14 protein-coding genes are annotated in these 13,253 nt (G+C 61.8%); 8 read left to right on the top strand and 6 right to left on the bottom strand.

Features of this window, described 5'->3' with window-relative positions; translation table 11 throughout:
- The first annotated feature begins 11 nt into the window (after positions 1-11).
- Positions 12-665: a TetR/AcrR family transcriptional regulator gene (locus BLT75_RS20075; protein ID WP_093036251.1), complete on the top strand. Its 654-nt coding sequence runs from the start codon at positions 12-14 to the stop codon at positions 663-665.
- 10 nt (positions 666-675) lie between these two features.
- On the opposite strand, the gene BLT75_RS20070 is transcribed toward BLT75_RS20075, so the two are convergent.
- A complete protein-coding gene (locus BLT75_RS20070) occupies positions 676-2,151 on the bottom strand; it encodes a sulfatase family protein (protein WP_093036248.1) in 1,476 nt (491 codons plus the stop codon).
- 149 nt (positions 2,152-2,300) lie between these two features.
- On the opposite strand from BLT75_RS20070, the gene BLT75_RS20065 reads away from it, so the two are divergent.
- From BLT75_RS20065 to trpB, 7 genes are all read left to right on the top strand, one after another.
- Entirely contained in the window at positions 2,301-3,299 is a 999-nt protein-coding gene (locus tag BLT75_RS20065) for an aldo/keto reductase (RefSeq protein WP_093036245.1), read from the top strand.
- 240 nt (positions 3,300-3,539) lie between these two features.
- The gene (gene rpsA, locus BLT75_RS20060) at positions 3,540-5,216 is read left to right on the top strand and encodes a 30S ribosomal protein S1 (protein WP_093036242.1); all 1,677 of its coding nucleotides are present in this window, start codon (positions 3,540-3,542) and stop codon (positions 5,214-5,216) included.
- A 280-nt stretch (positions 5,217-5,496) separates the two neighbouring features.
- On the top strand, positions 5,497-5,781 hold the full coding sequence (gene ihfB / locus BLT75_RS20055; protein ID WP_011046553.1) for an integration host factor subunit beta: 285 nt from the start codon (positions 5,497-5,499) through the stop codon (positions 5,779-5,781).
- A 4-nt stretch (positions 5,782-5,785) separates the two neighbouring features.
- Entirely contained in the window at positions 5,786-6,139 is a 354-nt protein-coding gene (locus BLT75_RS20050; RefSeq protein WP_093036239.1) for a lipopolysaccharide assembly protein LapA domain-containing protein, read from the top strand.
- A gap of 6 nt (positions 6,140-6,145) precedes the next feature.
- Complete coding sequence (locus BLT75_RS20045; protein WP_093036236.1) at positions 6,146-6,793, top strand: phosphoribosylanthranilate isomerase; 648 nt, start codon at positions 6,146-6,148, stop codon at positions 6,791-6,793.
- Between the two features lie 106 nt (positions 6,794-6,899).
- Positions 6,900-7,391 (top strand): fasciclin domain-containing protein, encoded by a 492-nt coding sequence (locus BLT75_RS20040; protein ID WP_093036233.1) that lies wholly within the window; start codon positions 6,900-6,902, stop codon positions 7,389-7,391.
- A gap of 108 nt (positions 7,392-7,499) precedes the next feature.
- On the top strand, positions 7,500-8,750 hold the full coding sequence (gene trpB / locus BLT75_RS20035) for a tryptophan synthase subunit beta (RefSeq protein WP_093036230.1): 1,251 nt from the start codon (positions 7,500-7,502) through the stop codon (positions 8,748-8,750).
- 60 nt (positions 8,751-8,810) lie between these two features.
- Here the strand turns inward: trpB and BLT75_RS20030 are convergent, their stop codons facing one another.
- From BLT75_RS20030 to BLT75_RS20010, 5 genes are all read right to left on the bottom strand, one after another.
- Positions 8,811-9,188 (bottom strand): DUF2237 family protein, encoded by a 378-nt coding sequence (locus tag BLT75_RS20030; protein WP_093036227.1) that lies wholly within the window; start codon positions 9,186-9,188, stop codon positions 8,811-8,813.
- A gap of 9 nt (positions 9,189-9,197) precedes the next feature.
- Complete coding sequence (locus BLT75_RS20025; protein WP_093036224.1) at positions 9,198-10,361, bottom strand: serine hydrolase domain-containing protein; 1,164 nt, start codon at positions 10,359-10,361, stop codon at positions 9,198-9,200.
- A 77-nt stretch (positions 10,362-10,438) separates the two neighbouring features.
- Positions 10,439-11,131, bottom strand: a complete 693-nt coding sequence (gene pth, locus BLT75_RS20020) for an aminoacyl-tRNA hydrolase (protein ID WP_093036221.1) — start codon at positions 11,129-11,131, stop codon at positions 10,439-10,441.
- Positions 11,132-11,267: 136 nt separating this feature from the next.
- A complete protein-coding gene (locus BLT75_RS20015; protein WP_093036218.1) occupies positions 11,268-11,888 on the bottom strand; it encodes a 50S ribosomal protein L25/general stress protein Ctc in 621 nt (206 codons plus the stop codon).
- A gap of 169 nt (positions 11,889-12,057) precedes the next feature.
- A complete protein-coding gene (locus BLT75_RS20010) occupies positions 12,058-13,221 on the bottom strand; it encodes an alpha-hydroxy acid oxidase (RefSeq protein ID WP_093036215.1) in 1,164 nt (387 codons plus the stop codon).
- Positions 13,222-13,253: the final 32 nt, after the last annotated feature.

Raw genomic sequence — 13,253 nt, 5'->3', positions numbered from 1 at the left:
TTGCAGAAGGGATGTTTGTTTTGGAAAAACAACGGCAAAGAGCTCCATCGGCCCGGTCCTTGCAGACAAGGGCGCGTATACTTGACGCTGCGGAACAAGTGTTCGCTGCGCGCGGATTCGAAGGGGCCTCGATTCGCGATATCGCCCATCTGGCCGGCGTGCAGGTGGGGCTGGTGGCCCATCACGGCGGCAGCAAGGAAGACCTGTTTCACCTGATCGTCGCGCGCCGGGCAGGGGAGTTGTCGCGCCTCCGCATCGACGCGCTGGAGGCCGCGCGGGCCCGCGCGCCGCTCGATCTGGCGACGATTCTCGATTGTTTCATCCGGCCCTATGTGGAATTGGCGCAGGGGGGCGACCCGCATTGGGTCGCCTACGGCCGGCTGGTGGCGCATGTATCGGCCGATCCGCGGTGGCGGGATCTGGCAGCGGAATGTTTCGATCCAACCGCACAGCTGTTCATCGCAGAGATTTCAACTCTGTTCTCTGATGCCACGCCGGGCGCGGTCGCCGCGGGCCAGGTCTACGCGGTTTCGGCCATGCTGGCGCATGTGCATTCTGCCTGGCGGATCGGGGCACTCAGCCCCGGCAGCGACGCCATGGGCCTGGACCGTCTGGTCACATTCTGCACGGCCGGTGTTTCCGCGATCCTGACGTCCGACAGGTAAACCTGCCGGATCAGAGAGGGCTGCCTTCGCGCATCCTCGCCTGCTCCGAAGGCGTCGGGGTGTGATTGAAGACAAAGGCAGAGCGGCAGGCGTCCTCGCCGCCCAGTTCCTCGATCCTGCGGCGCTGGTCGGCGAAGGCGCGTGCGTTGACCTCTTCGGGATCGCAGATCGCGCGCAACCGCCGTTCGCCCTCGGCCAGCGCGGCGGCAATGGCGGGGTCGTTCACGCCGTCCACCGCGCGGTTCACCTGTTCATGGGGATCGGTGGCCAGATCGAAAAGCTGCGGCGCATGACCCACGTAGTACACATATTTCCAGTCGCCCCAGCGCACCATGAACGAGCCGGTCTTTGATCCCCCATCGTGGTATTCGCTGAACCCGGTCCGATCGGGATCATGGGGCATATTGGCCAGCTTGCGCAGCGAAACGCCGGGCTGGCCCGCGTTGCCCGCATCATCCGCCACGGCGCAGACATCGCGGGCGGTTGCGGCAATATCCGTCAGGTTGGCGCAGGTCGCCACCTGTCGCCCTGCCGGGATGCCCGGACCTGCGACGATCATCGGCACGCCGGCGCTGGCCTCGTACATCACCTGCTTGGTCCAGAAGCCCTGGTCCCCCATCATGTCGCCATGGTCGGAAACATAGAGGATGACGGTGTTGTCCAACTGTCCGCTGGCATCGAGCGCGGCGATCACCCGGCCCACGCAATCGTCCATGAAGGAGGTCAGGCCGTAATAGGCGGCCTTGGCCTCGCGCATCTTCCGTTCGTCGAAATAGTCATCGTAATTGTAGAAGGTGCCGATGTTGTGCAGTTCGGCATGATCGGGCAGGCCCTGACCATATCCCACCGGAAGGTCCATGTCGGCAGGATCATAGAGATTGTACCACTCTTCCGGACAGGTCAGCGGATAGTGCGGGCTGACCAGCGATACGAAGGCCGCCCAGGGCGTTTCCCGGCGGGCCGGATCGGAAAGCCAGGCCTCAGTCGCTGCGGTTATGTCCCGGTCGTAATCGGTGTATGTGCTTGTCCCAACGCCCACGTCAGCGGCCAGTTCGGCGGCCGAGTCATAGGGCGGCGGATTTTCCCGCAGCAGGCCGACGGCCCAGCCCACACCGCCCACCACATGCATCGGCAGGATTTCCTCGGAAAACCCGTTGTCGTCTTCGGCAGAGCGGAAATGCAGTTTGCCAATGGAGACGACTTCGCGACCGGCATCGCGTAGCTGCCGCATCCAGCTGCGCGGGCGACCTGCATAGGGGGTGGCGCTGTCCCAATGGCCGGTCTTGTGTACCCAATCGCCGGTCGCTAGCGCGGCGCGGGTCGGCACGCACATGGGCGAGGGCGTGTAGGCGGCGGTGAACATCGTGCCGCGTGCGGCCAGGGCATCGAGGTTCGGTGTCTTGACGATCGGGTGCCCGGCGCAGCCCATCGCATCCTTGCGATGCTCGTCGGATATCAGGATCAGGAAATTCTGGGCAGGAAACATGTGGATACTCCGTCGGCTTCGTTTCAACTGTGACCGCGCCGCACGATCCCTGCTGGCCCGTTTGCGACTTGTCTGTGGGTCGCGACGGTTGTTGTCCCATTCAAAACCCGGCATAAACTGACGGAGAGGGACTTGAGGGGGCAAGCCAGATGCAGAAACGGCGATTGGGGCGGAACGGGCCCGAGATCTCGGCGCTCGGGTTCGGGGCGATGTCCTTCACCGATTTCTACGGACCGACGGACGAAGAGCAGAGCCATGCCATTCTCGATCTGGCCCTTGAGGCGGGTGTCACCCATCTGGATACGGCGAACATATATGGAATGGGCCGGTCGGAGCAGGTGATCGGCAATTACCTGAGGAAAAACCCCGGCGCCCGCGAACATTTCGTGATTGCCACGAAGGCGACGATCACGCGGGATGCGGACGGAAACCGCAGGTACGACAATTCGCACGCGCATCTCGAAGCCGAACTGGACAAGTCGCTGAAGCGTCTCGGACTGGACTGTGTCGATCTGTTCTACGCGCACCGCCGCGACCCTTCGATGAGCATCGAGGAGGCGACCGGGAACCTTGCGCGGCTGGTCGAGTCGGGCAAGACCCGCGCCATCGGGTTTTCCGAGATCGCGCCGTCGTCGCTGCGCCGGGCGGTCGCCGTGCATCCTGTCGCGGCGGTGCAGTCGGAATACTCGCTTTCAACCCGATTTCCCGATCTTGGCCTGGTGCAGGCGACCGCCGAACTGGGGGTGGCGATGGTTGCCTTCTCGCCGGTCGGGCGGTCGTTCCTTACCGATAGGCCGTTGTCTCTGGACGCCGTAAAGGCACTGGATTTCCTGCGCCTGAACCCCCGGTTCATGGAACCTAATTACTCGGCCAATATTGCCCAGACCGACAAGTTCAGGGCACTGGCCGCCGAGATGGGCGTGCCGGCGGCAGGGCTTGCCATCGCCTGGCTGCTGCGCCGGGGCGATCACGTCATCCCGATCCCGGGCACCCGCTCGGTCGATCATTTCAGGGAACTCCTTGCCGGAGCCAAAACGCTACTGACCGACGAAGACATGGCCCGCATCGAAGCTGTCCTGCCGGTTGGCTGGGCCCATGGCGACCGCTACAGCGATGCGCAATGGGTCGGACCGGAACGATATTGCTGAGCAGGCCAAGTGAGTCTTGCCTTTCGGGGCATATCGGCATATACCGCGCGACGTCGACAAGGCGAAGTGAGCCATAGAAAAAAGAGACGAGCAGGGTCGGGAACACCGGCCCTCTTTGTTTTATGGCAAGAAAATCACCGCGCCTGACCAATCCGCTCCGCCCAAGGCGGGCATGAATCAAGACCGGCGGAGACAACCGCTCGGCCAGAAAAACCGATTTGAAAAGGAAAAAAACGCCGCATGGCTAACGCATCCATGGAGGAATTCGAAGCCCTCCTGAACGAAAGCTTCGAAATGGACACCCCCGAAGAGGGTTCGGTTGTCAAAGGCAAGATCATCGCGATCGAAGCGGGTCAGGCCATCATCGACGTAGGCTACAAGATGGAAGGCCGCGTCGATCTGAAAGAATTCGCAAACCCTGGCGAAGCTCCCGAAATCGCGGTTGGCGACGAAGTCGAAGTCTACCTTCGCGCCGCTGAAAACGCCCGTGGCGAAGCTGTCATCAGCCGTGAGATGGCGCGCCGCGAAGAGGCATGGGACCGTCTGGAAAAAGCATACGCAGACGACGCCCGTGTCGAAGGCGCGATCTTTGGCCGCGTCAAGGGCGGTTTCACCGTCGATCTGGGCGGTGCCGTGGCCTTCCTTCCCGGTTCGCAGGTCGATGTGCGCCCCGTGCGCGACGCCGGCCCGCTGATGGGTCTCAAGCAGCCCTTCCAGATCCTGAAGATGGACCGTCGCCGTGGCAACATCGTCGTGTCGCGCCGCGCCATCCTGGAAGAGAGCCGCGCCGAACAGCGCGCCGAAGTCATCGGCAACCTGACCGAAGGTCAGACCGTCGACGGCGTGGTCAAGAACATCACCGAATACGGTGCGTTCGTTGACCTGGGCGGTGTGGACGGCCTGCTGCACGTCACCGACATGGCATGGCGCCGGGTGAACCACCCCAACGAGATCCTGAACATCGGCGAGACCGTCAAGGTCCAGGTGATCAAGATCAACAAGGACACCCACCGCATCAGCCTGGGCATGAAGCAGCTGCAGGAAGATCCGTGGGATCTGGTGGCCGCCAAGTACCCGCTGGAATCGGTGCACACCGGCCGCGTGACCAACATCACCGACTACGGCGCGTTCGTCGAACTGGAGCCGGGTGTCGAGGGTCTGGTTCACGTCTCGGAAATGTCCTGGACCAAGAAGAACGTGCATCCCGGCAAGATCGTTTCGACCAGCCAGGAAGTCGAAGTCATGGTTCTGGAAATCGACGGCGCCAAGCGCCGCGTTTCGCTGGGCCTCAAGCAGACCATGCGCAACCCGTGGGAAGTCTTTGCCGAGACCCATCCCGAGGGCACCGAGGTCGAGGGCGAAGTCAAGAACATCACCGAATTCGGTCTGTTCATCGGCCTGCCCGGCGACATCGACGGCATGGTTCACCTCTCGGATCTCAGCTGGGACGAGCGGGGCGAGGACGCGATCCAGAACTATCGCAAGGGCGACGTGGTCAAGGCCGTGGTCTCCGAAGTCGACATCGACAAGGAGCGTATCTCGCTCTCGATCAAGGCGCTGGGCGGCGACAAGTTCGCCGAGGCTGTTGGCGGCGTGAAGCGCGGCTCGGTCATCACCGTGAACGTGACCGCGATCGAAGATGGCGGCATCGAGGTGGAATACGAAGGTATGAAGTCCTTCATCCGCCGTTCGGACCTGTCGCGCGACCGTGCCGATCAGCGCCCCGAGCGTTTCTCGGTCGGTGATAAGGTCGATGTGCGCGTGACCAACGTGGACAGCAAGACCCGCCGTCTGGGCCTGTCGATCAAGGCCCGCGAGATCGCCGAAGAGAAGGAAGCCGTGGAACAGTACGGCTCGTCCGACTCGGGTGCATCGCTGGGCGATATTCTCGGCGCGGCGCTGAAGGGCGACAAGTAAGTGCCGGTCGAATGACCATTGAAAGCCCCGCAGCGCCGCTGCGGGGCTTTTTTGTTTGAGACCCGAATCAACGTAATGTCCTTCTCGGACAAAAACGGCGAAAAGCGGAAAAGCGGATAGGGTTTTTCGACGTTGAATCGAGCAAGCCGTCAAATGCGGGGGCGAACCACGAAATTTTCATGCGGCACAACCTGACTTGACGTTTCCCAGTCGGGTAATTTTCCCTATACTCCCAAAAAGATAACACGTGCGCGAAAGCTGCCTTGGGAGGAAAGCCGCAATGATCCGCTCGGAACTGATCCAGAAGATTGCCGACGAGAACCCTCACCTCTACCAGCGTGATGTCGAGCGGATCGTGAATACGGTGTTCGAAGAAGTGACCGATGCCATGGCACGGGGCGACCGGGTCGAACTGCGCGGCTTCGGCGCCTTTTCGGTGAAGAAGCGCGACGCGCGCATTGGTCGCAATCCCAGAACCGGCGATACGGTCCATGTAGAGGAAAAGCATGTACCCTTCTTCAAGACCGGTAAGCTGCTCAGGGATCGTCTGAACGGAAAAGCCTGAACTCATGACGCGCTATATTCGCTACGCCTTTCTCGGATCGCTCGGAATCGTCCTGGTGTCGGTTTCGCTGGCAAATCGCCAGTTGGTGACGTTGAAAATGCTGCCAGATGACTTGGCCCATCTTCTGGGGTTCAACTTCTCGCTGACGATGCCCCTGTTCCTGGTGGTACTGGGCGGGATCGCGGCCGGCGTAGTGATCGGCTTCGTATGGGAATGGCTGCGCGAGCACAAACACCGCCGTACCGCGGATGTGAAGCGCCGAGAGGTGCGCAAGCTGGAGCGTGAGGTGAAATCGCTCAAGCAAAAGCAGAACGATGGCAAGGACGACGTTCTGGCCCTTCTCGATGATGTAGCCTGAACCGGGATGCCGTCGCACGTTGCCGTCAAGATCTGTGGGTTGTCCGACTCCGATCATGTGCGCGTGGCCGCAGAGGCGGGCGCGCGCTATGTGGGCTTCGTGTTCTTCCCGAAATCACCGCGGCATCTGGGGCTGGATCGCGCGGCCGAGCTTGCCGGTGATGTTCCGGACGGCATCGCCAAGGTGGCCTTGACGGTGAACGCCACGGACGCGGAACTGGACGCTATCGTCGGCGCGGTGCCGCTGGACATGCTGCAACTGCATGGCAAGGAAACCCCTGAACGTGTGGCCGAAGTCAAGGCGCGTTTCGGCTTGCCGGTGATGAAGGCCATCGGCGTGGCCGAGGCGTCTGATCTGACCCAGATCGACCTCTATTCCGATGCAGCAGACCAGTTGCTCATCGATGCCAAGCCGCCGCGAGGGGCGGAGTTGCCCGGGGGTAACGGGCTGGCCTTCGACTGGCGGTTGCTGGCAGGGCGGAAGTATTGGCGCAAGCCGTGGATGCTGGCGGGCGGATTGACGAAGGAGAATGTGGCCGAAGCGATCCGCTTGACCGGGGCGCGGCAGGTCGATGTCTCTTCCGGTGTCGAGACGGCGCCGGGACAAAAGGATGCCGCGTTGATCCGTGCTTTTCTGAAGGCGACCAAGGGCTAGGGTCCTGCTCACGACTTCGTGCAATACCTGCAATGTTTGGGGTTTCTTTGGTCCGCACCGGAGATCGAGCCGTAACCGAAACATTCCAAACACAGGAGGTCATGGAATGTTTCGTCGTATGTTTCTGAGCGCTGTTGGCGGCATGATGCTTGCGGGTTCGGCTTTCACTCCAGCATTTGCCGGGGGCAAGGATATCGTCGACACAGCCGTCGGCGCCGGGTCGTTCAACACTCTCATCGCTGCCGCACAGGCCGCCGGATTGGTCGGCGCTCTGAAGGGAGATGGCCCATTCACTGTTTTCGCACCGACCGACGAAGCTTTCGCAGCCCTTCCCGAAGGCACCGTCGAGTCACTGCTCAAGCCTGAAAACAAGGACCAGCTGGCAGCCGTCCTGAAATACCACGTCGTTCCGGCCAAGGTCATGTCTGCTGACATTGCCGGCAAGAAGGCCAGGGTTCTGACGCTTCAAGGCGACCGGCTGCAAGTGAATGCGCGCAACGGGGTCCGGGTCAACGACGCAATGGTGGTTTCTGCCGACGTCGAAGCATCGAACGGCGTGATCCACGTGATCGACAAGGTGCTGTTGCCTCAGGGATAATGCATCGGCTTCGTCAACCGAAAGAAACGCTCGGTAGCCCGAGCGTTTTTTCATGGCAAATCCCGCCGCCGCCCAATATGTACGAACAGCACGTGGACGGAGAGTGAAATGCCCAACGACCTTTTCAATTCCTTTATGTCCGGTCCTGACGAGCAGGGCCGTTTTGGTATCTTCGGTGGACGCTTTGTCAGCGAAACGCTGATGCCGCTGATCCTGTCGCTGGAGGAGGAGTATGAAAAGGCCAAGACCGACCCGAGCTTCTGGGCGGAAATGGACGATCTCTGGGCGAACTATGTCGGGCGTCCCTCGCCACTCTATTTCGCGGAACGGCTGACCGAGCATCTCGGGGGCGCCAAGGTATACATGAAGCGCGACGAGTTGAACCACACCGGCGCGCACAAGATCAACAACGTGCTGGGCCAGATCATTCTGGCCCGCCGCATGGGCAAGACCCGGATCATCGCCGAGACCGGCGCAGGTCAGCACGGGGTTGCGACCGCAACGGTCTGCGCCAAGTTCGGCCTGAAATGCGTGGTCTACATGGGGGCCCATGACGTGCGCCGCCAGGCGCCGAACGTGTTCCGCATGCGCCTTCTGGGCGCCGAAGTGATCCCGGTCACTTCGGGCCGGGGCACACTCAAGGACGCGATGAACGATGCGCTGCGCGACTGGGTGACCAATGTCCGCGACACGTTCTACTGCATCGGTACGGTTGCCGGTCCCCACCCCTATCCGGCCATGGTGCGCGATTTCCAGTCGATCATCGGCAAGGAAGCCAAGGAGCAGATGCTGAAGGCCGAAGGCCGCCTGCCCGACACGATCATCGCGGCCATCGGCGGCGGATCGAATGCGATGGGCCTGTTCTTCCCGTTTCTCGACGACAAGAGCGTCAACATCATCGGCGTCGAGGCCGGTGGCAAGGGCGTCAACGAGAAGATGGAGCATTGCGCATCGCTGACCGGTGGCCGGCCGGGCGTGCTGCACGGCAACCGCACCTATCTGCTTCAGGATGAAGACGGCCAGATCCTCGAAGGATATTCGATCTCGGCAGGTCTCGACTACCCCGGCATCGGGCCCGAGCATTCCTGGCTGCACGAGGTCGGGCGGGCAAAATACGTGTCCATCACCGACAAGGAGGCGCTGGAGGCGTTCAAGCTGTGCTGTTCGACCGAGGGAATCATCCCGGCGCTCGAACCAAGCCATGCGCTGGCCCATGTGATGAAGATCGCGCCGACGCTGCCCAAGGATCACATCATCTGCATGAACATGTGCGGGCGCGGCGACAAGGACATCTTTACCGTGGCCAAGTTCCTCGGCTTCGACATGTCCGACACCGAAGGGCGTGACGCCGAGGACTGACCCAGTCTGACCTGGGCCGGCATGCATTTGCGCCTGCCGGTCCCGCAACCCGCTATGCCGTCAATCCCGCGCCGTCGCGTGATTTTGCAATACATCCAGAGGCACCACCTCGAGCGCACGCAAATGTGTCGCGTTCAGGTGTACAAGCGGGGCGCAGCCTTCGTCGGCAGCCTGCAAGAACCGTGCCGCGCACAGGCACCAGCGGTCGCCTGGTTTCAACCCGGAAAAGCGGAATTCCGGGCGCGGTGTACTCAGATCATTGCCCACATATTTCGAATAGGCGAGAAATTCGGCTGTCATCACAGCGCAGACCGTGTGGCTGCCCTGGTCCTGAGCGCAGGTATTGCAGTGCCCGTCCCGGAAGAAACCGGTCAGGGGTTCGGTTGAGCAGGGCTCCAGCGCCCCGCCCAGCACATTGATACTTGGGTCGGGTTTCATGTCGCCAGTTTACAGGTTTTTCACGATCTTGCGGAACATTTCGATATTCGAGTCATAGGCGCCCGGATCGCGGAAACCGCGATCGGCGGCCGTGGTCACGATCACCACGCCGCGGGGCTGGTCGAAATAGATGAACTGGCCATAGACGCCGCGGGCCAGAAACTCGCCCGGATGCGCACCGACGGGGATCCACCACTGATAACCGTAGCCGGTCTTGCCCGGCTCGGTCGGCGCGCTTGGAGCGGTCGAGGCCGCGATCCACTCGGCGGGAACCACCTGCCTGCCGCCATATGCGCCGTTCTGCACGATCATCTGACCGAAACGGGCATAGTCGCGGGTGGTGAAATTCAGACCACCGAGTACAAAGGCAACGCCTGCGCCATCGGTGATGTAATACCCGCCGCGTTCAAGTCCCAGCGGCGCGATGATCTTTTCCGCCATCAACTCGGTAACGCTGCGCCCGGTGGCCCCGCGAACGATCATGCCGATCACATGGGTGTCGATGGAGACGTATTTCCAGGTTTGGCCGGGTTCGGCGAAACGCGCGGTAAAACTGGCGGAAAAATCGTCCAGCGTCCCGCCCAGTGCGATGACACGCCCCATCCGGTTGATGTCCGAGTTCTTGTCGAAGTAATCCTCGTCAAAGGTGATGCCGCTCGCCATGTTCAGCACGTTGCGGATCGTTGCGGGCTCGTAGGCGCTGCCCTTGAGCTGAGGTGCATACTTGACAACCGGATCGTCGATCGAGGCGATCGCGCCTTCGTCGAGCAGGACGCCGAACAGCGCGGAGAGATAGCTCTTGGCGATCGACCATGATATGCGGCGGTCGTCCGGACCGGTTCCCAGAAAGTACTCCTCGTAGCGGATCTGCCCATCCTTGAGGATCAGCAGCGAGGTCAGCGCCCTGTCCTCGATCCATTCGGTGCCGCCTTGCGGCAGGTCGAATGCAGGGCCATGTGCAAGTTCGGACGTCGGCAATGTGCCGCGCGGCAGCGGTGCGGTCAGAAAAGCCGTATCCATATTCGAGAAGTTGAAAACGATCTTCTCTGCCGAAAAGAGGGAGTTTACGGCCAGAAGCCGGGTGATTTCTTCCCGTTTCCAGAAGCCGACGACCGCAGCGGCCAGCACCATCGCCAACAGGATGCGCCCAAGCCATTTTCCGATCGATCTCATGTAGGTCCTCCCGCGCGCTCTGAAGGCCAGAGTGGCAACAGTGCAGCAATACGGCAACTGCTACGTGACGGCAGCCGTCACTTGAACCGGTCGACCAGTTTCTGCAACGGGCTACGGTTGTCGGGCGCCGGTGCCGGATCGGCGGGTGTTTTCGTGGCCGGATCGTTGGGGGCCGACTTTTCAGGGCGGTTCGACGATCTGGGAGGCGCGGTGCGCAGGGCAACGGCATTCATGAATCTCGCACCGTCTCCGGCGGCCAGGGCCGCGGCTCCGTCCGAAACTCCGCGCAACACGTTTTCGAGCCATTCCTCATCGGCCTTGGCAAAATCGTGCAGCACGTATCCGGCGACGGCTTCTTTCCGCCCCGGGTGGCCGATGCCCAGCCGGACCCGGTCATAGGCTGCGCCGATATGTTCGTGGATGGAACGCAGCCCATTGTGCCCGGCGTGACCCCCGCCGGCCTTGACCCGCACCTTGCCCGGCGCAAGATCCAGTTCGTCATGCAGAACGGTAACGTCGGTGCTTTCGAGCTTGTAGAACCGCATCGCCTCGCCAACCGACTGGCCCGAACGGTTCATGAAGGTTTCGGGCTTCAGGAGAAGTACTTTTTCAGAACCCAGACGCCCTTCGGACATCTGCCCCTGAAACCGGGCTTTCCAGGGACCGAAGCCATGGTCCTCGGCGATCCTGTCGGCGGCCATGAAGCCGATGTTGTGCCGGTTGCGGGCGTATTTCGCGCCCGGATTGCCCAATCCGACAAAGAGTTTCATTCTGTGCCCCGTTGCTGGCGGTTTGCGCCCGTATGGCCCGATTTGCAGACAAAGTCCATTTCCGGCTCGTTTCAGGCGGACGAAACGAAAACGGGGCCCGTGGGGCCCCGTTTGGTGTAGAGTGCCTGGCTGAAGATTACTCTTCGCCGTTGCCTTCTTCGTCTTCTTCATCCGCCGAAGCAGCCAGACCCGACGGGGCCGAGATGTTCGCGATCACGAAGTTGCGGTCGATGGTCGGCTTTACGCCCTCGGGCAGCACGACATCCTGGATGTGAACGATGTCGCCGATGTTCAGGCCGGTCAGGTCCACGGTGATCTTTTCCGGAATATCACCGGCGGTGACTTCCAGTTCGACTTCGGGGCGAACCACCGTCAGCACGCCGCCCTTCTTGATGCCGGGGGCGGCGCCGTGGTTGATGAAGTCGACGTGGATGAACAGGTTGATGCGGGTGGTGCGGCGCAGGCGCATCAGGTCCAGGTGCGTCGGCAGGTCCTTGACCACATCGCGCTGGACGTTGCGGCAGATCACGCGCACGTCTTCGTGGCCGTCGACCTTGAGGTTGAAGAGCGTCGACTTGAAGCGGCCCGCCTTGAGCATCTTCAGCAGCTTGTTGAACTGAATGTTGATCGGAAGCGGCTCTTTGTCGCCACCGTAAACAATGCCCGGAACCATGCCGTCGCGGCGTGCCTGACGGGCGGCGCCCTTGCCCGTCCCCGTCCGTTCCAGAGCTACGAGATCAGGAATCTCACCAGCCATGATAGTATCTCCAAAGTTAGGGCGGGGCTCCTCCAAGGCTGTAGCCCCGCATGAAGCCGCGCTCTTACAGCGGATCCCGTGGAAAGGAAAGGGGATTCGACCATCAAATGGGCCGCAACGCATCCGGATTGCGGCCCGCTTCGCGAATATATACCGGCTTGATCTGCGATCAGGCCCAGCGTCCGCCGAAATCTTCGGGTACCAGCAGGTTGTGGCGGCCGAGGTTGGCCACATTCTTTTCCCCGCACAACGCCATGGTGATGTCCAGTTCGCGGTGGATCACCTCCAGCGCCTTGGTCACCCCGGCCTGTCCCATGGCCCCCAGGCCATAGACAAAGGCGCGGCCGATCATCGTGCCCTTGGCGCCCAGCGCCAGCGCCTTGAGCACGTCCTGGCCCGAGCGGATGCCGCTGTCCAGGTGTACCTCGATATCGCTGCCGACGGCATCCATGATCTCGGGCAGGACGCGGATGGAACTGAGCGCACCGTCAAGCTGCCGTCCGCCGTGGTTCGACACCACGATGGCATCGGCGCCCAGCTTGGCGGCCATCTTCGCGTCCTCGGCATCAAGGATGCCTTTCAGGATCACCTTGCCGCCCCATTGCTCCATCAGTTTTTCGACCTTGCCCCAGTCGAGCGACGGGTCGAACTGCTCCGCCGTCCAGGCGCCCAGGCTGGAGGTGTCGGAAATCCCATGTACATGGCCCACGATATTTCCGAAATGGCGGCGCTTGGCGCCCAGCATCTCGATCCCCCAGGCCCATTTCGTCATCAGGTTCGCAATGGTTCTGGGGGTCAGTTTCGGCGGGGCCGAGAGGCCGTTCTTGAGGTCCTTGTGCCGTTGGCCCAGAATTTGCAGGTCGAGCGTGATCACCAGCGCCGAGCATTTCGCCGCCTTGGCCCGTTCGATCAGGCGGCTGATGTAGTCGGTGTCCTTCATCGTGTAGAGCTGGAACCAGAACGGCCGGCCCGTCGCCTCGGCCACGTCCTCGATCGAGTTGATCGACATGGTCGAGAGCGTGAAGGGCACGCCGAAATCGTTGGCTGCCTGGGCTGCCTTGATCTCGCCATCGGCATGCTGCATGCCGGTCAGCCCCACAGGTGCCAGCGCAACCGGCATCGCCACATCCTGTCCGATCATCTGGCTTGCCGTCGACCGGCCCGACATGTCCACCGCGACCCGCTGGCGCAGGCGGACCAGGTCGAAATCGGAACTGTTGTCGCGAAAGGTCTGCTCGGTCCAGCTGCCGCTTTCGGCATAATCGTAGAACATGCGCGGCACGCGGCGCTCATAGATCCGCTTCAGGTCTTCGATATTGGTGATGACGGCCATGTCCAGTCCCTCGAAATTGGTTAATTTTTCTT

The organism is Ruegeria marina (genome assembly GCF_900101475.1).
GTDB classification, from domain to species: domain Bacteria; phylum Pseudomonadota; class Alphaproteobacteria; order Rhodobacterales; family Rhodobacteraceae; genus Ruegeria_B; species Ruegeria_B marina.
This window is presented reverse-complemented; position numbering and strand designations above follow the sequence as displayed.